19 protein-coding genes are annotated in these 20,099 nt (G+C 59.8%); 3 read left to right on the forward strand and 16 right to left on the reverse strand.

All coding sequences use genetic code 11. The annotated features are described in order from the left end of the window. From BLX41_RS34335 to BLX41_RS03765, 3 genes are all read right to left on the reverse strand, one after another. The coding region (locus BLX41_RS34335; protein ID WP_259744388.1) for an MCP four helix bundle domain-containing protein at positions 1–458 on the reverse strand (458 nt) is incomplete at its 3' end. Positions 459–597: 139 nt separating this feature from the next. Then, a complete protein-coding gene (locus BLX41_RS03760) occupies positions 598–1,062 on the reverse strand; it encodes a DUF3859 domain-containing protein (RefSeq protein WP_123723832.1) in 465 nt (154 codons plus the stop codon). A gap of 82 nt (positions 1,063–1,144) precedes the next feature. Then, on the reverse strand, positions 1,145–2,119 hold the full coding sequence (locus BLX41_RS03765; RefSeq protein WP_123723833.1) for an amidohydrolase family protein: 975 nt from the start codon (positions 2,117–2,119) through the stop codon (positions 1,145–1,147). A gap of 190 nt (positions 2,120–2,309) precedes the next feature. On the opposite strand from BLX41_RS03765, the gene BLX41_RS03770 reads away from it, so the two are divergent. Then, a complete protein-coding gene (locus BLX41_RS03770) occupies positions 2,310–2,726 on the forward strand; it encodes an OsmC family protein (protein ID WP_123723834.1) in 417 nt (138 codons plus the stop codon). Positions 2,727–2,788: 62 nt separating this feature from the next. Continuing rightward, positions 2,789–3,661 (forward strand): pirin family protein, encoded by an 873-nt coding sequence (locus BLX41_RS03775; RefSeq protein ID WP_123723835.1) that lies wholly within the window; start codon positions 2,789–2,791, stop codon positions 3,659–3,661. A gap of 103 nt (positions 3,662–3,764) precedes the next feature. On the opposite strand, the gene BLX41_RS03780 is transcribed toward BLX41_RS03775, so the two are convergent. The 4 genes from BLX41_RS03780 to BLX41_RS03795 form a co-directional block, all read right to left on the reverse strand. Next, the gene (locus BLX41_RS03780; protein ID WP_123723836.1) at positions 3,765–4,493 is read right to left on the reverse strand and encodes a dienelactone hydrolase family protein; all 729 of its coding nucleotides are present in this window, start codon (positions 4,491–4,493) and stop codon (positions 3,765–3,767) included. A 71-nt stretch (positions 4,494–4,564) separates the two neighbouring features. Continuing rightward, complete coding sequence (gene htpG / locus BLX41_RS03785) at positions 4,565–6,469, reverse strand: molecular chaperone HtpG (protein WP_011060059.1); 1,905 nt, start codon at positions 6,467–6,469, stop codon at positions 4,565–4,567. Positions 6,470–6,559: 90 nt separating this feature from the next. Beyond that, a complete protein-coding gene (locus BLX41_RS03790; protein ID WP_123723837.1) occupies positions 6,560–7,012 on the reverse strand; it encodes a PaaI family thioesterase in 453 nt (150 codons plus the stop codon). Beyond that, positions 7,009–7,485 carry a PaaI family thioesterase gene (locus tag BLX41_RS03795; RefSeq protein WP_123723838.1) on the reverse strand — a complete coding sequence of 159 codons (477 nt, stop codon included), beginning with the start codon at positions 7,483–7,485 and terminating at the stop codon, positions 7,009–7,011. The genes BLX41_RS03790 and BLX41_RS03795 overlap by 4 nt, the downstream gene beginning before the upstream one ends. 158 nt (positions 7,486–7,643) lie before the next feature. On the opposite strand from BLX41_RS03795, the gene BLX41_RS03800 reads away from it, so the two are divergent. Beyond that, complete coding sequence (locus BLX41_RS03800) at positions 7,644–7,895, forward strand: hypothetical protein (RefSeq protein WP_016968094.1); 252 nt, start codon at positions 7,644–7,646, stop codon at positions 7,893–7,895. A 115-nt stretch (positions 7,896–8,010) separates the two neighbouring features. On the opposite strand, the gene BLX41_RS03805 is transcribed toward BLX41_RS03800, so the two are convergent. The 9 genes from BLX41_RS03805 to BLX41_RS03845 all read right to left on the reverse strand — a co-directional run bounded on the left by BLX41_RS03805 (position 8,011) and on the right by BLX41_RS03845 (position 20,094). After that, the gene (locus BLX41_RS03805) at positions 8,011–8,481 is read right to left on the reverse strand and encodes a hypothetical protein (protein WP_123723839.1); all 471 of its coding nucleotides are present in this window, start codon (positions 8,479–8,481) and stop codon (positions 8,011–8,013) included. A gap of 51 nt (positions 8,482–8,532) precedes the next feature. Further along, positions 8,533–9,270, reverse strand: coding sequence for a DUF599 domain-containing protein (locus tag BLX41_RS03810; protein ID WP_123723840.1), 738 nt, complete (start codon positions 9,268–9,270; stop codon positions 8,533–8,535). 175 nt (positions 9,271–9,445) lie between these two features. Then, on the reverse strand, positions 9,446–10,759 hold the full coding sequence (gene brnQ / locus BLX41_RS03815) for a branched-chain amino acid transport system II carrier protein (RefSeq protein ID WP_123723841.1): 1,314 nt from the start codon (positions 10,757–10,759) through the stop codon (positions 9,446–9,448). A 461-nt stretch (positions 10,760–11,220) separates the two neighbouring features. Then, on the reverse strand, positions 11,221–12,102 hold the full coding sequence (gene sucD, locus BLX41_RS03820) for a succinate--CoA ligase subunit alpha (protein ID WP_003223019.1): 882 nt from the start codon (positions 12,100–12,102) through the stop codon (positions 11,221–11,223). Next, complete coding sequence (gene sucC, locus BLX41_RS03825; RefSeq protein WP_009047768.1) at positions 12,102–13,268, reverse strand: ADP-forming succinate--CoA ligase subunit beta; 1,167 nt, start codon at positions 13,266–13,268, stop codon at positions 12,102–12,104. The genes sucD and sucC overlap by 1 nt, the downstream gene beginning before the upstream one ends. Before the next feature lie 229 nt (positions 13,269–13,497). Then, a complete protein-coding gene (gene lpdA / locus BLX41_RS03830) occupies positions 13,498–14,934 on the reverse strand; it encodes a dihydrolipoyl dehydrogenase (RefSeq protein WP_123723842.1) in 1,437 nt (478 codons plus the stop codon). Positions 14,935–15,034: 100 nt separating this feature from the next. After that, positions 15,035–16,252 carry a 2-oxoglutarate dehydrogenase complex dihydrolipoyllysine-residue succinyltransferase gene (gene odhB / locus BLX41_RS03835; protein ID WP_123723843.1) on the reverse strand — a complete coding sequence of 406 codons (1,218 nt, stop codon included), beginning with the start codon at positions 16,250–16,252 and terminating at the stop codon, positions 15,035–15,037. Positions 16,253–16,294: 42 nt separating this feature from the next. Beyond that, the gene (locus BLX41_RS03840) at positions 16,295–19,126 is read right to left on the reverse strand and encodes a 2-oxoglutarate dehydrogenase E1 component (RefSeq protein ID WP_123723844.1); all 2,832 of its coding nucleotides are present in this window, start codon (positions 19,124–19,126) and stop codon (positions 16,295–16,297) included. 263 nt (positions 19,127–19,389) lie between these two features. After that, positions 19,390–20,094, reverse strand: coding sequence for a succinate dehydrogenase iron-sulfur subunit (locus BLX41_RS03845; protein ID WP_011060051.1), 705 nt, complete (start codon positions 20,092–20,094; stop codon positions 19,390–19,392). Between the last annotated feature and the right edge of the window lie 5 nt (positions 20,095–20,099).

The following is a 20,099-nucleotide window of genomic DNA, read 5'->3' on the forward strand; positions in this document are numbered from 1 at the left end:
TTCATTTCGCCATTGACCATCTTGACCGCCTCTTCCAGCTGGTTCTGGCTGGAAAAGGCCATGACCTGGGCCTGGCGCTGCAGGTACTGTTTCTCAATGGCCTTGAAACGGTCGAACAGGACCCGCTCCTGGGGCAGCACGATCAACGACTCATAGCGCCCCTGGGCAACACTCAGGCCACTCTTGATGTCGTTGATCTTGTTTTCGTTCTGGGCAATCGCCTGCGGGTCGCGATTGATCAGCAGACGCAGGGTCAGGGCGCGAATGCGTAACAGGTCCTGACTCATGTCACCGACGGACATGACGCTGGGCAGCCAATTGCTTTCCACTTCATCGGACTGCTGGCGCATATTGGCCATCTGCATCAGGGCGAATGCCCCGAGGGCAAACACCATCAGCGCCAGCAAGCCGAAACCCAGGCTTGCGCGCGGTGCGATATTGAGGCTTCTGAGGCTCATTCCTCTGGCTCCTTCCTAGAGCGCTGCAAGACCTTGCAGCAGGGTGCTCTTAGACGGTATCGGGCCGTTGGAAAATTGCGTAAGACAAAAACGTGATATCAAAACGCCCTAGCACTCCAATACTTGGGCGTAAAACGATTCAGCGCACAGAAAATCGCTGTTCTGCCAACAATCGGTCACCCTGGAAGACCATGAAGTGCCATTCGCCGGGCACTACTTCGTGGCTCTCCGTGAATTCGTAGGCCATCACATCCTGAGGCGCATTGGGCACCAGCTTCTGGGTGATCTCGAACTTGTCATGGCGCGCACCGTCCGGGGTACGGATACCCGGAGTCAGGTAGAGCAGAGTCAGGGGCTGGTCCTCGGCCACCTTGCCCTGCAATTGGTAGCGCATGCCGAACTTGGTCCCCAGCTTGGCGGGCACCACGGAAGTCTGCTGGATCTTCTCGTTGCTGCGGCGCAGCACCCGCTCCCCCGACTGCAGCTCGGCCTTGGGCCCTTCGAACAGGCCATATTCCACAGGGCCTTGCAGATGAACTTCGGCACTGGCCAGGCCACTGAAAATCATCAGCGCCGCCAGGGCGCCGGTACGAGTGAAGTGCATATCGCGCTCCTTGATTGAGATGGCGCGAGCTTATGAAGCAGGCGTGACAGGCTGATGACAGTCTGTGGCCTGGGCGAGGCGCCTACCTGCGGTGGCGGGCGGGGAGGATCGCGAGGAAGTTGTCATGGGCCACCTGACGCGCCACATCCTCGGGCAAGGCATCGAGGAAGACATCGAAGCTGTGCAGCTCCCGCCCCAGCTTGTTGAACCGTCCCACCACATCCGACCCCAGCATGAAACGCTCCGGGAAGCGCTCCACCAGCTGCAGCCACTCCTGGCGGGGCTTGCCCTGCTCATCCAGCAGATAGGGCGTGAGCAGGCTCCAGGACAGGTCTATGTAAAGGTTCGGGTAGCTGTCCAGCAGCCGCGTCAGGGTCGGCAGCAAGAACTCCAGGCGGGTCTGGTGACGATGGATCTCGGCGCTGGTGCCGGCATGGGCCCAGATAAAGCGCGTATGGGGGTGATTGCGCAGCGGCTCTTCGATTTCTGCCAGGTACAGCGGGTTGCGTTCGCGCTTGGAGGTGATGTTGGAATGCAGCATGACCGGGAGATCGTTTTCCGCCGCCAGGTGATAGATCTTGGTCATCGCCTCGTTATTGGCCCGTGGCGTATCACCGGCAGTCAAGGCCGTGAGGTCGTCATGGCGGGTGAAGACCTCACCGATGCCCTGCCACAGGCCCGGATCAAGGTCGAGCATGCGTTGGATATGCGCCGCAGAGTTCTTGTCATTGGGATTGAAGCCGGACAGGAAGGGATGAAAACGCTGGCGCTGCTCAGGGGACAGTTGCTTCACCGCAGCCGCCACCAGCACGTCGGTGGCGCTGTACCAATAGGCATCAGCATCATCACCGGCGTAATAGCGTGGACGCTTGGGTTCATCCTCGTGCCATTTCTTGGCCACCGGAATTCCGGAAATCATGACCTGTTCGATGCGGTTGTCGGCCATCGCCTTGAGCAAGGCGTCCATGCCCGCGGACTCCTGGAAGAAGTCCACGTAATGCAGGTGCGCGTCGCTGTACACATAGTCCCGCGCCTGGGCCACCGCCAGCGGCAGCATCAGCAGCGCCCATAGACCGCTTGCGTGAAAATGACTCCAGTGCACCGGTTTGCCTCCCAGGGTTCGAAGCAGGATAGACCGCGACGCCGAGCCGCAGGTTCAGAAAAGGGGAACGCCCGCGCCTCGATATGCTCTATAACTTCAGCACCTTTACAGCCTGATCCTTATTCATCACTGCCTGAGGTTTGCCATGACCATCACCGTCAACACCGAGTCCAGCGAAGGTTTCCGCCACAGCATCCAGGTCGATGACCATCAGTTGTTCACCGACCTGCCCAAGTCCGCCGGTGGCGAAGGCACCGCCCCCGAGCCCCACGATTACTTCGATGCCGCCCTGGGCGCCTGCAAGGCCCTGACCCTCAAGCTCTACGCGCAGAAGAAGGACATCCCGCTGACCGGAGTCACGGTGGAGATCAAGCACGACAACAGCGAAGAGCAGAAAGGCAAGTACGCCCTGCATGTGAAGCTGACCCTCAAGGGCGTGCTCACCGATGCCCAGCGTGATGAACTGCATCGGGTGGCCGACCGTTGCCCGATCCACAAACTGATGACCACCAGCGAAGTCAGTATCGAGACTCATCTCTCCGAAGGCGCCTTCAGCCAATAGCGCCAAGGCTGGCACAAGCGGGTTATGCTCCCGGGCATAACCCGATCAGCCTGGAATCCACCATGAACTCCCCCCTCGTGATCCGGCCCCGTGCCGAGGACGTTGAAGGCCAGCCCATCCTGCGCCCCCTGCCTTCGGCCCAGTGCCGCAGCGTCGGGCCCTTCGTGTTCTTCGACCATATGCTGGAAACCCGCTACCCGCCGGGCAAGGGCATGAATATCCGCCAGCATCCGCATATCGGCCTGTCCACCCTGACCTACCTGTTCGCCGGGCAGATCCAGCACAAGGACAGCCTGGGCTCCGACCAGGTCGTGGACGCCGGGGACGTCAGCTGGATGACCGCCGGCAGCGCCATCGCCCATGTCGAACGCACGCCAGCGCCCTTGCTGGCCCAGGGTTTCGCCATGCACGGCCTGCAGGTCTGGCTGGCCTCACCCAAGGAGCAGGAACAAGGCCCGGGGCATTACAGCCATCATCCGGCCAGCAGCCTGCCGGTGAGCGACAACCTGGGGGTGAGCATTCGGATGATTGCCGGCAGCGGTTTCTGCCTGGAGTCGCCGGTGCCGGTGCTCTCCCCCACCCTGTATGCAGAGCTGCGGCTGCAGACCGCCACCAGCCTGCTGATTCCCACCGAGCATCAACAGCGTGCGCTGTATGTACTGGAGGGCGAGGCACGACTGGACGGCGAGCCATTACCCGTGCACTCGCTGGTGGTATTGCCAGAGGGGGAAAACGCCACGCTGTTCGCCGAGAGCGACTGCCACGCAGTGCTGATCGGCGGCGCGCCCCTGGACGGACCGCGGCGGATCAACTGGAACTTCGTCGCCAGCGATCCGGCGCGTATCGAGGAGGCGCGCCAACGCTGGGCGGCCGGGGATTGGCCGCAGGTGCCGGGAGAAAGCGAGCGTATCGAATTGCCACCCGCCCGCCACTGATCGGTAGGGGCCGGTTTGCCGGCGAACAGGCCCGTGAGTCTGGCGTTGCTCTCACTGACGCCTTCGCTGGCAAGCCAGCTCCTACGGGATCAGGGTCGGTGGGTCAGCCGCTAAAGACTTCGTCCAGCAGGTAATGCATGGTGGCGAAGGCCCGCGCCGCGGTCTTGGCGTCGTACATCATCTTGCCCGGCACATTGGCGTGGGTATCGGTGAAGGAATGCACCGCACCGCCATAGCTGACCAGTTGCCAGTCCACACCCGCCGCATCCATTTCCGCCTCGAAGGCCGGCAGTTGCTCCTTGGCCACGAACGGGTCCGCCGCACCGTGCAGTACCAGTACCGAACCCTTGATATTGTTCGCATCGCAAGGGTTGGGGGTGTCCAGGGTGCCGTGGAACGACACCGCCGCCTTCACTGGCGCGCCACTGCGGGCCAGCTCCAGGGCGCAGCAGCCGCCAAAGCAGAAACCGAAGGTGGCCAGCTTCGAGCTGTCCACGGCAGCCTCGGTCTGGCTCTGCAAGGCGCTGAACGCCGCTTGCATGCGCTTGCGCAACAACGCCCGGTCATCCTTGAGAGGCATCATCGCTGCACCGGCCTGGTTGGCGTCACTGGGACGTACCGCCTGCCCATACAGATCAGCGATCAGTACCACGTAGCCCTTGGCCGCCACCGCCTCGGCGATCTTCTCCGCGCCGGCGCTGACACCCATCCAGTTCGGCGCCATCAGCAACCCAGGGCGAGCGCCCTGGTGGGCGGCATCGAAGGCCAGTCGACCTTCATAGGGCTGACCATCGATCTGATAGAGCACGGAACGCACTGTGATTTGACTCATGACGCATCTTCTCCAGTAGGGGGACACCAGAATGAAAAAACCCGCCGAAGCGGGTTTTTCTTGCAACGTGGTTAAACCGACAGTTCAACCAGCAGCTTGTTCAGTCGGCGCACATAGGCCGCCGGGTCTTTCAAGCTGTCACCGGCCGCCAGGGCCGCCTGATCGAAGAGGATGTGCGACAGGTCGCCAAAACGCTCTTCGCTCTGCTCGCCGTCGAGTTTCTCGATCAGCGGGTGAGTCGGGTTGAATTCGAAGATCGGCTTGGAATCCGGAACCTTCTGCCCGCTGGCTTCAAGGATCTGGCGCATTTGCAGCCCCAGGTCCTGCTCGCCGATGGCCAGGATCGCCGGCGAATCGGTCAGGCGGTGGGAAACCCGCACTTCACTGACGCTCTCGCCCAGGGCGGTCTTGATCCGCTCCACCAGGCCCTCCTTGGTCTTGGCGACTTCCTCGGCAGCCTTCTTGTCCTCTTCCGAGTCCAGGTTGCCCAGGTCCAGGTCACCACGCGCCACGTCGACAAAGCTCTTGCCGTCGAATTCGTTGAGGTAGCTCATCAGCCACTCGTCGATACGGTCGGTGAGCAGCAGCACTTCGATGCCTTTCTTGCGGAAGACTTCCAGATGCGGGCTGTTCTTCACCTGGGCGTAGGACTCGCCGGTGAGGAAGTAGATCTTGTCCTGACCTTCCTTGGCGCGGGCCAGGTAGTCGGCCAGGGACACGTTCTGCTCGCCGTCGTCGCCCTGTGTGGAAGCGAAGCGCAGCAGGCCGGCAATCTTCTCCTTGTTGGCGAAGTCTTCGGCCGGGCCTTCCTTCATCACCTGGCCGAAGTTCTTCCAGAAGCCCTTGTATTGCTCAGGCTCGTTCTTCGCCAGTTTTTCCAGCATGTCCAGCACGCGCTTGGTCAGTGCCGACTTCATCGAATCGATGATCGGATCTTTCTGCAGGATTTCCCGCGAGACGTTCAGCGACAGGTCGTTGGAGTCCACCACGCCCTTGATGAAGCGCAGGTACAGCGGCAGGAATGACTCGGCCTGGTCCATGACGAATACGCGCTGCACGTAGAGCTTGAGCCCCTTTGGCGCTTCACGCTGGTACAGGTCGAACGGTGCGCGGGCCGGTACGTACAGCAGCGAACTGTACTCCAGCTTGCCTTCGACCTTGTTGTGGCTCCAGCTCAGCGGGTTCTCGAAGTCATGGGCGATGTGCTTGTAGAACTCCTGGTATTCCTCGTCCTTGATCTCGGTACGCGGACGGGTCCACAGCGCACTGGCGCGGTTGACGGTTTCCCACTCCAGCGCCGGTTTCTCTTCGCCTTCAGCGGCAGCGGCTTCTTTGGGCAGCTCGATCGGCAGCGCGATGTGGTCGGAATACTTCTTGATGATGTTGCGCAGGCGCCAGCCATCGGCGAACTCGTCTTCACCGGACTTCAGGTGCAGCACGATGCGGGTACCGCGCTCGGCCTTGTCGATGGTCGCAACTTCGAACTCGCCCTCGCCCTTGGACGACCAGTGCACGCCTTCGCTGGCGGGCAGACCGGCACGACGGCTGAACACTTCAACCTGGTCGGCGACGATGAACGCGGAGTAGAAACCCACGCCGAACTGACCGATCAGGTGCGAGTCCTTCTTCTGGTCGCCGGTGAGGTTCTTCATGAAATCGGCAGTGCCGGACTTGGCGATGGTCCCCAGGTGGGTGATCACATCTTCACGGCTCATGCCGATACCGTTGTCTTCGAGGGTGACGGTTTTCGCGTCCTTGTCGAAGCTCACACGGATTTTCAGTTCGGCGCCACCTTCCAGCAACTCGGGCTTGGACAGGGCTTCGAAGCGCAATTTGTCGACGGCGTCAGAGGCGTTCGAGATCAATTCGCGAAGGAAGATTTCCTTGTTGGAATACAGCGAATGGATCATGAGGTGCAGCAGTTGCTTCACCTCGGTCTGGAAGCCCAGGGTTTCCTTTTGAGTTTCCACACTCATGGTCATCAAACTCCAATCAGATGGCTGTGGCCGCGTTCCGGAAGCGGAGGGCGGCGGGATGACATGAAAGTGGGGGTCGCTCGCAGGATTTCAAGGGGCGAGACTCTCTTCGATCTTGAAATGTGCCCGGGCGGTCGCAATTGGCTCGTCGGCGGTGCTCTGCCAGGCCGTGATGGCGACGTTGGCCACCCTCCTCCCCTGCCGACATACCTGGCAGCGAGCGAAGGTGTCACGAAACTGTCCGGCACGCAGGTAGTCCAGGGAAAAATCGATGATCTTCGGCACGCCGGGCGAACCGGTGAGAATCAGCAAATGCAAGGCTGCCGCCAGCTCCATGAAACCGGCGATCACCCCACCATGCAGGGCCGGCAGCAGGGGGTTGCCGATATTGTCCTTATTGGCCGGCAGGCGAAACAGCAACTCATCCCCCAGTGGCGTGCACTCGATGCCGATCAATCTGGCGTAGGGAATCTGCTCCAGCAACGCGGTGTAATCGCTCTGCTGGCGAGCCTGCTCCAATAACGCTGGAAGACTCACGCTCATGCCCGCTCTCCCTTGATGGAACTGGCGAGCCCGCGACTACCCTTGAGCCCCTTGCCCATGCGCATGAAGGTGCCGACCACGTGAGCCACGGGGCGTTCGGGATCATCCTGATAGGCAAAGCCACGGGTAAAAATCACGTCAGTGGTGACCCGGTAACACTGGGCAAAGCCGTGCACGTCGTGATGAGGCATCGCCGGATGCATATAGTCTATGCGCAGGTCCAGGGTCGGACACACCTCGAACTCAGGCAGCACGCACAGGGTGGCCATGCCACAGGCGCTGTCCATCAACGTGGTCAGGGCACCGCCATGAATGATCCCGGTTTGCGGGTCACCGACAATCTGCGGGCTATAGGGCAAGGTCAGAGTCATGCCTTCCACAGAGGCGCTATGCACCCTGATATCCAGCACCTGACAGTGGCGCAGAGCGGAAAGAAAGCGCGTCGCACGCTCGAAAATTGGGTTCTGCACCATGGCTTATGCCTCTTGTTATTGTCAGGAATGTGCATTGAATGAAGCAGACAAAAGTTCCGTGAAACGAATACTTAATATATCTGTGAGTCTCAAGGAACTTAAATCACAAGGCCATGATCGAAAGGCCAGTAGATATCTTCACTAAGGAGAAACACCCCATGCGTAAGACTTTAGCTATTGCCCTGATGCTGACCGCTTCCCTCGGTCTGGCTGCCTGCGACAAAAAATCCGAGGACAAAGCTCAAGATGCCAACCAACATGCTGAGCAAGCTCAACAGAAAATGAACGAAGCTCAGGATAAAGTGAACGAGGCAGCGAAAGAAAACGCCGAAGCCGCCAAAGATCAGGCTGAATCCAACAAGGCCGCTGCTGAAGAAAGCGCCAAGGAAGCAGCCCCTAAAACCAACTAAGTCGGTTTTAGCGCAACACAAAAAAGCCCGCCAAGTGCGGGCTTTTTCTTGTCCGCAAAACAGCGGCTCAATACAACCGTGCTTAGTTGTCGAACATGTAACTAAGTCCTGAAGCTCAATACCCTGATTCCAGGAACAACTCGCCCTGACGCGGCTCTGCCTGCAACGGGTATCCCGCCACTCCATTGTCTGAAGACTCCAACGCATAGTGCAAGGAACTGGATGCGGGCAACAGCCTGATGGGAAAGTCATAGTGGGCGCTAAAAGGCGCCAACCATTGGCGAGCCTGGTAATCGGCCGCGGTGATACTCATGTAGCAAGGGTGCGGGGTGTCCTGAGGCCCGCGGCCGGCCAGCACCATCACCAGCTCCCAGTCGGTTGCTTGCTCGACCTTGAAGCGTCCATCCTCGCCTGTCAGGAACTCCACCCCACACAAGGCACCTCTGGCCCCGACGATCGGGATACCGCTCAATGCATCCACCACCTGCCCCCGCGCGTCGCCATTCAGATACAGGGTTTGCACCCGGCAGCCCGACAGCAACATGAAAGAAAAGCACAGGCACATCAGGGCACGCAGATTGCTCATTGGCCAACTCCGTTTAACCGGACAACAGATCAATCGATAAGCCCTCCCCCCTCAGACTGCGTCTTTGGGGCTATCGGACAAAGGCTGTTCAGTCGGGGTATAGACCATGACGTCAAGTACGTCGGAGTGAAACTCCCGCCGATACAGGACAAATACCACGCCTGCACTCATTAGCATGAACAGCCAGGGACTGACGAACCAGGCCAGCATGGTCATGCCGAAGTAATAGGAACGCAATCCAAAGTTGAACTGGTTGGCCGCCATGGAAATCACCCGGGCTGCCCGCGAAGCAAACGCCTTGCGCTCCTGTTCGGAGACATGTCGCTCGCCGATCATCGGCGCCGATCCCACCAGCACCGCGGCGAAGTTGTATTGGCGCATGCACCAGCTGAAGGTGAAGAAGGCATAGACGAACACCAGCGCCAGGCACAGTAACTTGATCTCCGACATGCCCTGGGAGGCCTGCTGGACCATCGGAATGTCCGCCAACAGCGACACCGCGCGCTCCGAGGCCCCGAGCACGGTGAGGATGCCCGCCAGGATGATCAGGGTACTGGAGGCGAAGAACGAAGCGTTGCGCTCCAGGTTGCCGATCACGCTGGCGTCGGCGATACGGTTGTCCCGCAGCAGCATGCGGCGCATCCAGTCCTCGCGATACAGGTGCAGGACACTGGCCAGGCAGGCGGTATCGCGGCCCTTCCAGCTGGCATAGCGAGTGTAGCCACCCCAGCAGACGACGAACCACAGGGCGGCCAGCAGATGGATCAGATTGGCTTGGACGAACGACATGCAAATTCCTGTAAGGCGTTGGCAGAAGACAAAAGCAAAGGGCACTGCTTCGACGCCCCACCGAGGAAAAAGACACCGACCCGCGCCCATAAAAAATGCCCCACATCCATCGATGCGGGGCATTTTCATGGGTGCTCAAGGGCCGCTTGTGGCGCCCCCGAACATCGGTCTCGGGTCAGGCCAGGGCTTCGCTGCGCTTGCCCAGCAGGCGATCGCAGATCACCGCAACCACCAGCACGATCACCGACGGCACCAGCCACGCCAAGCCCTGCTCGCTCAGCGGCAGGTGCGACAGCTCGGTTGGCATCCAGCCGGCCAAGCCTGCGCCCTTGAGAGCATCGATCAGGCCAAACACGAAGGACACCAGCATCACCGGGCCGACGATACGGCGCTGGTCCTGCCAGAAGTCCTTGCAGAAGCTCAGGGCCACCAGGGCAATGCACGGTGGGTAAATCGCGGTCAGTACCGGGATCGAGAAAGCGATCAGCTTGGTCAGGCCCAGGTTCGATACCAGCAGCGAAAATGCCGCGAGGATCACTACCAGAGTCTTGTAGGACAGCGGCAGGACGCGGCTGAAGTACTCGGCGCAGGCACAAGTCAGGCCCACGGCAGTCACCAGACAGGCCAAAGAGATCAGCACCGCAAGGAAACCGCTGCCCAGGGAACCGAAAGTGTGCTGCACATAGGCGTGCAATACCGCGGCGCCATTGCTGGCGCCGGCGGCCACTTCATGGCTGCCCGAGCCCAGGCGGAACAGGCTGACGTAGACCAGCGCCAGGCCAACGCCGGCGATCAGGCCGGCGATCACTGCGTAGCGAGTGATCAGCCTGGGCGACTCGACCCCACGGGAACGAATGGCATTGACGATGACGATGCCGAACACCAGGGCGCCCAGGGTATCCATGGTCAGGTAACCATTGATAAAGCCTTGAGAGAACGGCGCTGCAACGTACTCGGGAGTGGCGGTGCCGATGTCGCCGGCCGGCAGAGCAAAGGCGGCAATACCCAACACAGCCAGGGCGATGATCTTCAGCGGTGCCAGGAAGCGCCCGACGGTGTCCAGCAGGCGGCCCGGGTACAGGGAGATGAAGAACACCAGCAGGAAGTACACCGAGCTGTAGAGGAACAGCGCCAGCGGGCTTTCGCCGGTCAGCGGCGCCAGGCCCACTTCAAAGGACACAGTGGCGGTACGCGGCGTAGCGAACAGTGGGCCTACAGCCAGGTAGCAGACCGCGGCCAGCAGGCCGCCGGCCACCTTGCCGATAGGCGTGCTCAGTGCGTCCATGGCGCCACCGACCTTGGCCAGGGCAACCACAGTGATCACCGGCAGACCGACCGCGGTGATCAGGAAGCCCAGCGCCGCCATCCAGACATGGGGTCCGGACTGCAAACCGACGATAGGCGGGAAGATGATGTTGCCAGCCCCGACAAACAGGGCAAAAGTCATGAAGCCGAGTGCCAGAATGTCCTGGCCTTTCAACACTTTCATTAAGGAAATACCACACTACTGAATCGGAATTTAGAGAGGGATTTCCCTTATGGGTGAGGGAAATGCTGTCAATCTGTATAAGACTGACCCGTTTAGCGCGCAGCTACCTTGTGGGCAGCAGACGCAAAAAGAGGCGGCTAGCCTACCGAATCTGCAAGACGAACGCACCGACGCAGTAAGAATTTTCTGATATGCGACATTGGGATGTCGCATTTTCGAAATAATATTTCCACCGGACTTAATCCCACCCCGCACAACAGCCAGCATGCTGGGAACCCAATCGCGGAGACCAGCTTGTGCAGGAGCTGGCTTGTGTAGGAGCTGGCTTGCCAGCGCAGCTCTCCCCCAGGTCAGCATCGGACCTGAAGGCCTCTTCGCCCGCAAGCCGTCTCCTGCACCAGAAAGCACAAAGGCCACCCGAAGGTGGCCTTTGCTGGTTTTGCGTCAGCTAAGCGCGAGGCTTACTTGACAGCCCAACCGGTCAGCTCGGCCAGGGCCTTGCCGATGTCTGCCAGCGAACGCACGGTTTTCACGCCTGCGTCTTGCAGAGCAGCGAATTTCTCGTCTGCAGTGCCTTTGCCGCCAGAGATGATTGCGCCAGCATGGCCCATGCGCTTGCCCGGAGGAGCAGTCACACCAGCGATGTAGGAAACAACCGGCTTGGTCACGTGAGCCTTGATGTAGGCAGCCGCTTCTTCTTCAGCCGAACCGCCGATCTCGCCGATCATCACGATCGCTTCGGTCTTCGGGTCTTCCTGGAACAGCTTCAGGATGTCGATGAAGTTGGAGCCCGGGATCGGGTCACCACCGATGCCGACGCAGGTGGACTGACCGAAACCGGCGTCAGTGGTCTGCTTCACAGCTTCGTAAGTCAGGGTGCCGGAACGGGAAACGATACCGACCTTGCCTGGCAAGTGAATGTGACCTGGCATGATGCCGATCTTGCATTCGCCTGGAGTGATCACGCCTGGGCAGTTAGGGCCGATCAGGGTAACACCCAGCTCGTCGCACTTAACTTTAGCGTCCAGCATGTCCAGGGTAGGAATGCCTTCGGTGATGCAGACGATCAGCTTGATGCCGCCGAAAGCAGCTTCCAGGATCGAGTCCTTGCAGAAAGGAGCTGGAACGTAGATCACGCTGGCGGTGGCGCCAGTGGCAGCTACAGCGTCTTTCACGGTGTTGAACACCGGCAGACCCAGGTGCTCGGTGCCGCCTTTGCCAGGAGTTACGCCGCCAACCATCTTGGTGCCGTATTCGATGGCTTGCTGGGTGTGGAAACTACCTTGCGAACCGGTAATGCCCTGGCAGATAACTTTGGTGTCTTTATTGATCAGGACGCTCATTATTTGCCCTCCGCAGCTTTGACAACTTGTTGAGCAGCGTCGGTCAGGCTGGTAGCAGCGATGATGTTCAAGCCGCTTTCTGCCAGTACTTTAGCGCCCAGTTCAGCGTTGTTGCCTTCAAGGCGAACAACAACCGGGATTTTCACGCCGACTTCTTTCACGGCGCCGATGATGCCTTCGGCAATCATGTCGCAGCGAACGATGCCGCCGAAGATGTTGACCAGTACTGCAGCGACGTTGGTGTCGGACAGGATGATCTTGAAGGCTTCGGTCACGCGCTCTTTGGTCGCACCGCCGCCCACGTCGAGGAAGTTGGCTGGCTTGCCGCCGTGCAGGTTGACGATGTCCATGGTACCCATGGCCAGGCCGGCACCGTTGACCATGCAGCCGATGTTGCCTTCCAGGGCTACGTAGTTCAGTTCGAACTTGGCAGCGTGCGCTTCGCGCGGATCGTCTTGCGACGGATCGTGGAAAGTCTTCAGCTTAGGCTGACGGTACATGGCGTTGGCGTCGATGTTGATCTTGGCGTCCAGGCAGTGCAGATCGCCGTCAGCCTTGATCACCAGCGGGTTCACTTCCAGCAGGGCCAGATCGTGATCCTGGAACAGTTTGGCCAGACCAACGAAGATCTTGGCGAACTGGGCAACTTGCTTGCCTTCCAGACCCAGCTGGAAAGCCAGCTCGCGACCCTGGAATGGCTGAGCGCCAACCAGTGGATCGATAGTGGCTTTCAGAATTTTTTCTGGAGTGTCGTGAGCGATTTTCTCGATGTCCACGCCACCTTCGGTGGAAGCCATGAACACGATACGACGGCTCGAACGGTCAACGACAGCGCCCAGGTACAGCTCTTTAGCGATATCAGTGCACGATTCAACCAGGATCTTGGTGACAGGCTGGCCATTGGCATCAGTCTGATAGGTCACCAGACGCTTGCCCAACCACTGCTGAGCGAATGCCTTAGCGTCTTCTTTGCTGCGAACCAGCTTAACGCCGCCCGCTTTACCGCGACCACCGGCGTGAACCTGGGCTTTGACAACCCACTCGGAGCCGCCGATTTTGTCGCAAGCTTCTGCTGCTTCTTCCGGGGTGTCTACCGCGTAGCCTTTGGATACTGGCAGGCCGTATTCAGCGAACAGCTGCTTACCCTGATACTCGTGAAGATTCATGCTTTTTACCGTCTTCGTTAGGTACTGCGCATTCGGCGCTGCGCTCAAGATTGAGTGCCGCACCACCTGTGACCGCTCCTCTCAAACCAGCGCCACACCTGAACCTGGAGCCTGGGCCCCGGTCCAGTGTGTGGCGCTACCCTGAGAGGTCGAGTCCAGCGGATATTCCGCGGTGAGTCTTGCGCACAAGGCTCACGACGGGCCAACCGCCGTGGTTTCTTATTATTGCTTAGCGTTTCTTGCGGTTGGCAATGTGGATGGCAGTGCCATTCACAGCCAGAGCTGCTTCGTGCAGGGCTTCGGACAGGGTCGGATGGGAGAAAACCATCATGCCCAGGTCTTCGGCGCTGGTGCCGAATTCCATGCCGATCGCACCTTGCTGAACCAGTTCCGCAGCGCTTGGGCCAATCACGTGGACGCCCAATACGCGGTCAGTCTTGGCATCGGCGATGACTTTGACGAAACCGCCGGTGTCGTTGGCTGCCATGGCACGGCCGCTGGCGGCAAACGGGAAGGTGCCGACGTTAACTTCAACGCCTTCAGCTTTCAAGGCCTGCTCGGTTTTACCGACCCATGCAATTTCCGGGTGAGTATAGATAACCGAAGGGATCAGGTCATAGTTCATCTGGGCTTTGTGGCCCTTGATGCGCTCGGCAACCATGATGCCCTCTTCCGAGGCCTTGTGAGCCAGCATCATGCCGCGCACCACGTCACCGATGGCATAGACGCCCGGTACGGTAGTAGCGCAGTGATCGTCAACGTGCACGAAACCGCGCTCGTCGAGGGTCACGCCGCAGTCGGCGGCCAGCAGATCGGTGGTCACCGGACGGCGACCAACGGCTACGATCAGCTTGTCGAAAGTGATGGTCTGTTCGCCGTTGGCATCGGTGTAGGTCACTACGACTTCTTCGCCGTTGACCTTGGAGCCGGTCACGCGAGCGCCCAGCTTGATGTCCAGACCCTGTTTGGTCAGGGTTTTCAGCGCTTCCTTGGAGACAGCGGCATCAGCGGCCATCAGGAAGGTGTCCAGGGCTTCCAGGACGGTCACTTGCGCGCCCAGGCGCGACCAGACCGAGCCCAGCTCCAGACCGATCACGCCAGCGCCGATCACGCCCAGACGTTTTGGTACGGCCTGGAATTCCAGAGCGCCGGTGGAGTCGACGATGACATTCTGATCGACGGGAGCCGGTGGAATGTCGATTGGACGCGAACCTGGAGCCAGGATCACGTTTTCGGCTTCGATCACTTCAACCGAACCGTCAGGCTTGGTGACTTCGACTTTCTTGCCAGCCAGCAGTTTGCCGTGGCCTTGGATCGAGGTGACGCCGTTGGCTTTGAACAGGGTGGCAACACCGCTGGTCAGGCCTTTGACGATGTTGGCCTTGCGACCCACCATGGCCGGTACGTCCATGGTCACGCCAGCGTGGTTGATACCGTGGATGGCAAAACCGTCCTGGGCTTCGTGGAATTTCCAGGAGCTGTCCAGCAGCGCCTTGGAAGGAATGCAACCGACGTTCAGGCAAGTACCGCCGAGGGCCAGCTTGCCCTCTTTATCGGTGTACTTCTCGATGCAAGCGGTGGTGAAACCGAGTTGTGCGGCCTTGATTGCGGCGACATAACCGCCTGGGCCCGCACCAATCACTACCACGTCGAATTTCTGAGTCATAAAAGGTTCCTTTTAACGGCAAGCTAGAAGCTGCAGCCGCAAGCTTAAGCCTCCGGCCCTGAGGGCCCGAGGCGGGTCGCCTGCAGCTTGCAACTGCTTTTTAGATGTCCAGGAGCAGACGCGCTGGGTCTTCCAGCAGGTTCTTGATGGTCACCAGGAACGTCACGGCTTCTTTACCGTCGATCAGACGGTGATCGTAGGACAGCGCCAGGTACATCATCGGACGGATTACCACCTGACCGTTGATTGCCATAGGACGTTGCAGGATGTTGTGCATGCCCAGGATCGCTGCTTGCGGCGGGTTGACGATCGGGGTCGACATCATCGAACCGAAAGTACCACCGTTGGTGATGGTGAAAGTACCACCGGTCATCTCTTCCATCGACAGCTTGCCGTCGCGGGCCTTCTTGCCGAAGGTGGCGATGCCGCCTTCGATTTCAGCCAGGCTCATCAGCTCGGCGTTACGCAGAACCGGAACCACCAGACCACGGTCGCTGGACACCGCAACACCGATGTCGGCGTAGCCGTGGTAGACGATGTCGGAGCCGTCGATCGAGGCGTTCACAGCCGGGAAGCGCTTCAGGGCTTCGGTAGCGGCCTTGACGAAGAACGACATGAAGCCCAGGCGTACGCCGTTGTGGGACTTCTCGAACAGGTCCTTGTACTTCGAACGCAGAGCCATGACTTCGGTCATGTCGACTTCGTTGAAGGTGGTCAGCATGGCCATGTTCGACTGGGCTTCAACCAGACGCTCGGCAACCTTGGCACGCAGGCGGGTCATAGGTACGCGCTTCTCGACGCGATCGCCGGCAGCGAAGACTGGAGCAGCAGCGGCTGGAGCCGGAGCCTTGGCAGGCGCGGCAGCCGGAGCGGCTTTCTTGGCGGCAACAGCAGCCACCACGTCTTCCTTGGTCACACGACCGCCTTTGCCGGTGCCGGCAACGGAAGCGATGTTGATGCCGTTCTCTTCAGCCAGCTTGCGCGCGGCAGGAGCAGCGATTGGATCGTCTTCGCCGTCGGCAGCAGCCGGGGCAGCAGCGGCAGCGGCCGGAGCGGCGGCGGCAGCAGGAGCAGCAGCGCCGCCCTCAACGATGGAGCCCAGAACTTCGTCGGACAGAACGGTGTCGCCTTCGTTCTTGACGATAGCGCCCAGTACGCCGTCAGCGGTGGCCAGAACTTCCAGCACAACCTTGTCGGTCTCGATGTCGACGATCAGTTCGTCGCGCTTGACGGCCTCGCCCGGTTGTTTGTGCCAGGTGGCAACGGTGCCATCGGCAACCGATTCCGGGAAAGTGGGGGCTTTGATCTCAATAGCCATTATCTGTGGTTCCTTAAATTCGGTTTCAGGTGCGCGAAGGCGTTAAACAGTGAAGGCATCTTGCAGCAGTTTTTCCTGCTGCTCAGCGTGCATCGATGCGTAACCACAAGCTGGGGCAGCAGAAGCGTCACGGCCCGCGTACTCGAGTACGAGCGACTTGTTGTGACCGCTGATGATGCGACGCATGTGATGCTGGCTGCAGTACCAGGCACCCTGGTTCATCGGCTCTTCCTGACACCAAACGATGTGTTTGACGTTTTTGTACGGAGCCAGGACTTCGATCAGGTCGTCCTCAGGGAATGGATACAGCTGCTCGATACGCACGATGGCGATGTCGTCACGACCTTCGGCACGGCGCTTTTCCAACAGGTCGTAGTAGACCTTGCCGCTACACAGAACGATACGACCCACGTCTTTCGGATCCTGGGCATCGATTTCCGGAATAACGGTCTGGAACGAACCTTCCGCCAGATCTTCCAGGGTCGAGATGGCCAGTTTATGACGCAGCAGCGACTTCGGTGTCAGCACGACCAGCGGCTTGCGCAGCGGACGAATCACCTGGCGACGCAGCAAGTGGTAGATCTGAGCCGGCGTGGTCGGTACGCACACCTGAATGTTGTGCTCGGCGCACAGCTGCAGGTAACGCTCCAGACGAGCCGAGGAGTGCTCAGGGCCCTGACCTTCATAACCGTGTGGCAGCAGCATGGTCAGACCGCAGAGACGGCCCCACTTGTGCTCGCCGCTGGTGATGAACTGGTCGATCACTACCTGTGCACCGTTGGCGAAGTCGCCGAACTGGGCTTCCCAGATCACCAGCGCGTTAGGCGTGGTGGTGGAGTAGCCGTATTCGAACGCCAGTACCGCTTCTTCGGACAGGAACGAATCGTACAGATCGAAACGTGGCTGGCCTTCGTACAGGTGCTGCAGCGGGATGTAGGTACCGGCGTCCTTCTGGTTGTGCAACACCGCGTGGCGGTGCGAGAAGGTGCCGCGGCCGATGTCCTGGCCGGTCATGCGGATCGGGTGACCTTCGAACGCCAGGGTCGCGTACGCCATGGTTTCGGCGTAACCCCAGTTGATCGGCAGGCCGCCGGCTTGCATTTTCTGACGGTCTTCGTAGATCTTCGCGACCTGACGCTGAACCACGAAGCCTTCTGGCAGCTCCAGCAGCTTGGCGGACAGTTCCTGCAGAGTCTTGAGGTCGAAGGTGGTGTCGTGACGCGCGGTCCAGGTGTGGCCCAGATATGGACGCCAGTCCACGAACAACTCTTTGTTCGGTTCCTTGACCAGGCTCTTCACTACGTGCAGACCGTTGTCCAGCGCATTGCGGTATTCATCGACTTTCGCCTGAACACGCTCTGCGTCGAGCACACCGCTCTGGGTCAGACGATCGGCATACAGCTCACGGGTGGTGCGCTGCTTGGTGATCTGCTGATACATCAGAGGCTGGGTGCCGCTCGGCTCGTCGGCCTCGTTGTGGCCGCGACGACGGTAGCAGACCAGGTCGATTACCACGTCGCGCTTGTACTGCATGCGGTAGTCGATGGCCAGCTGGGTCACGAACAACACGGCTTCCGGATCATCGCCATTCACATGGAGGATCGGCGCCTGGATCATTTTCGCAACGTCGGTGGCGTACTCGGTGGAGCGCGAGTCCAGCGGGTTGCTGATGGTGAAACCAACCTGGTTGTTGATCACGATGTGCACAGTGCCGCCGGTACGGAAACCGCGGGTCTGGGACATCTGGAAGGTTTCCATCACCACGCCCTGACCGGCAAATGCCGCGTCACCGTGGATCGAGATCGGCAGAACCTTGTCGCCGGTCTGGTCATTGCGACGATCCTGACGGGCGCGCACCGAACCTTCGACCACTGGCGAAACGATTTCCAGGTGGGACGGGTTGAACGCCATGGCCAGGTGAACTTCACCGCCGGCGGTCATCACGTTGGACGAGAAGCCCTGGTGATACTTAACGTCACCGGAACCCAGCTCGACCTTCTTCTTGCCTTCGAACTCGTCGAACAGCTCGCGCGGGTTCTTGCCGAAGGTGTTGACCAGCACGTTGAGACGGCCACGGTGGGCCATGCCGATCACGACTTCCTTGGTGCCGTAGGAACCGGAACGCTGGATCAGCTCGTCGAGCATCGGAATCAGGCTCTCGCCGCCTTCCAGACCGAAACGCTTGGTGCCCGGGTATTTGGTACCCAGGTACTTTTCCAGGCCTTCGCCGGCGGTGACGCGCTCGAGCAGGTGGCTCTTGATGTCGGCGGAATAGGTCGGACGGCCGCGTACGCTTTCCAGACGCTGCTGGAACCACTGACGCTGCTCGGAATCGGTGATGTGCGTGAATTCAGCGCCGATGGTGCGGCAATATGTCTGCTGCAACGCTTCGTGAATTTCGCGTAGGCTCGCTTCCTCTTTGCCGATGAACAGGTCGCCGGCACGGAAGGTCGTATCAAGATCGGCATTGGTCAAGCCGTAATGATTGATCGACAGGTCTGCAGGTGCAGGACGCTGCCACAGCCCCAGCGGGTCCAGCTGGGCTGCCTGGTGGCCACGCATCCGATAGGCCTGGATCAATCGCAGCACTTCAACTTGCTTCTTCTCGTGCTCACTGCTCACGCTCCCGGCGGATACCGGTTGGGCGCGGCGCTGGTTCTTTGCCAGCAAGACGAAATGATCGCGGATTGTCGAGTGCGAAACATCGATGGCAGTGCTGCCGTCGGTAGGCAACTTCTGAAAGTAAGTGCGCCACTCTTCTGGCACAGCGTTAGGGTCGTGCAGGTAGAGCTCGTAGAGCTCTTCCACATAGGCAGCGTTACTACCGGATAGGTAGGCGCTGTTCCACATGCGCTGCATCACGCTTTCTTGCATGCTTGGTCACCCTCGGTTAGGGGAACACCACCGGCGACGACACCGAGCAAGCTTGCAGAAGTCCGAATGCAGCGACCAAAACAAGCCACTTAGGATCACGCTGATAGTCCGGGTACCAGCCCGGATGCCCCTGCTTGTCTCATTTCTTCAAAAATAAGAGCAGCCACTTTGTGAGCTGCTGCTCAGGTTAGAGCCATGACGCGGGTTGAAGCCCGCGCCTTGGCTTTTACGGGTACAGCGGTCCTACGGGTACAACAGCTGAATCACACGCCACTCTGCAGCAACATGTTACGAATGTGACCGATGGCCTTAGTCGGGTTCAGGCCCTTCGGACAAACGTTGACGCAGTTCATGATCCCCCGGCAGCGGAATACGCTGAACGGGTCATCCAGGGAAGCCAGACGCTCGGACGTCTTGGTATCACGGCTGTCTGCCAGGAAGCGATAGGCTTGCAGCAGAGCAGCCGGACCCAGGAACTTGTCCGGGTTCCACCAGAAGGACGGGCAAGAGGTCGAGCAGCAAGCGCACAGGATGCACTCGTACAGACCGTCGAGCTTTTCGCGCTCTTCCGGGGACTGCAGACGTTCGATGGCCGGAGCCGGCGTATCGTTCTGCAGGAATGGCTTCACCTTCTCGTATTGCTTGTAGAAGATGCTCATATCGACGACCAGGTCACGGATAACCGGCAGACCTGGCAGCGGACGAACAACCAGCTTGTTCTTCTTGACCACGGCGGACAGCGGCGTGATGCACGCCAGGCCGTTCTTGCCGTTGATGTTCATGCCATCGGAACCGCAAACGCCTTCACGGCAGGAACGACGATAGGAGAAACCCTCGTCCTGCTCTTTGATCAGCGCCAGCACGTCCAGCACCATCAAGTCCTTGCCACCGGTGTCGACCTGGAAAACCTGGGTTTTCGGAGCCGAATCGGTGTCAGGGTTGTAACGATAAACTTCAACTTGCAACATATCGA

Origin of the sequence: Pseudomonas protegens (assembly GCF_003732485.1) — a bacterium.
Taxonomy (GTDB): Bacteria; Pseudomonadota; Gammaproteobacteria; order Pseudomonadales; family Pseudomonadaceae; genus Aquipseudomonas; species Aquipseudomonas protegens_B.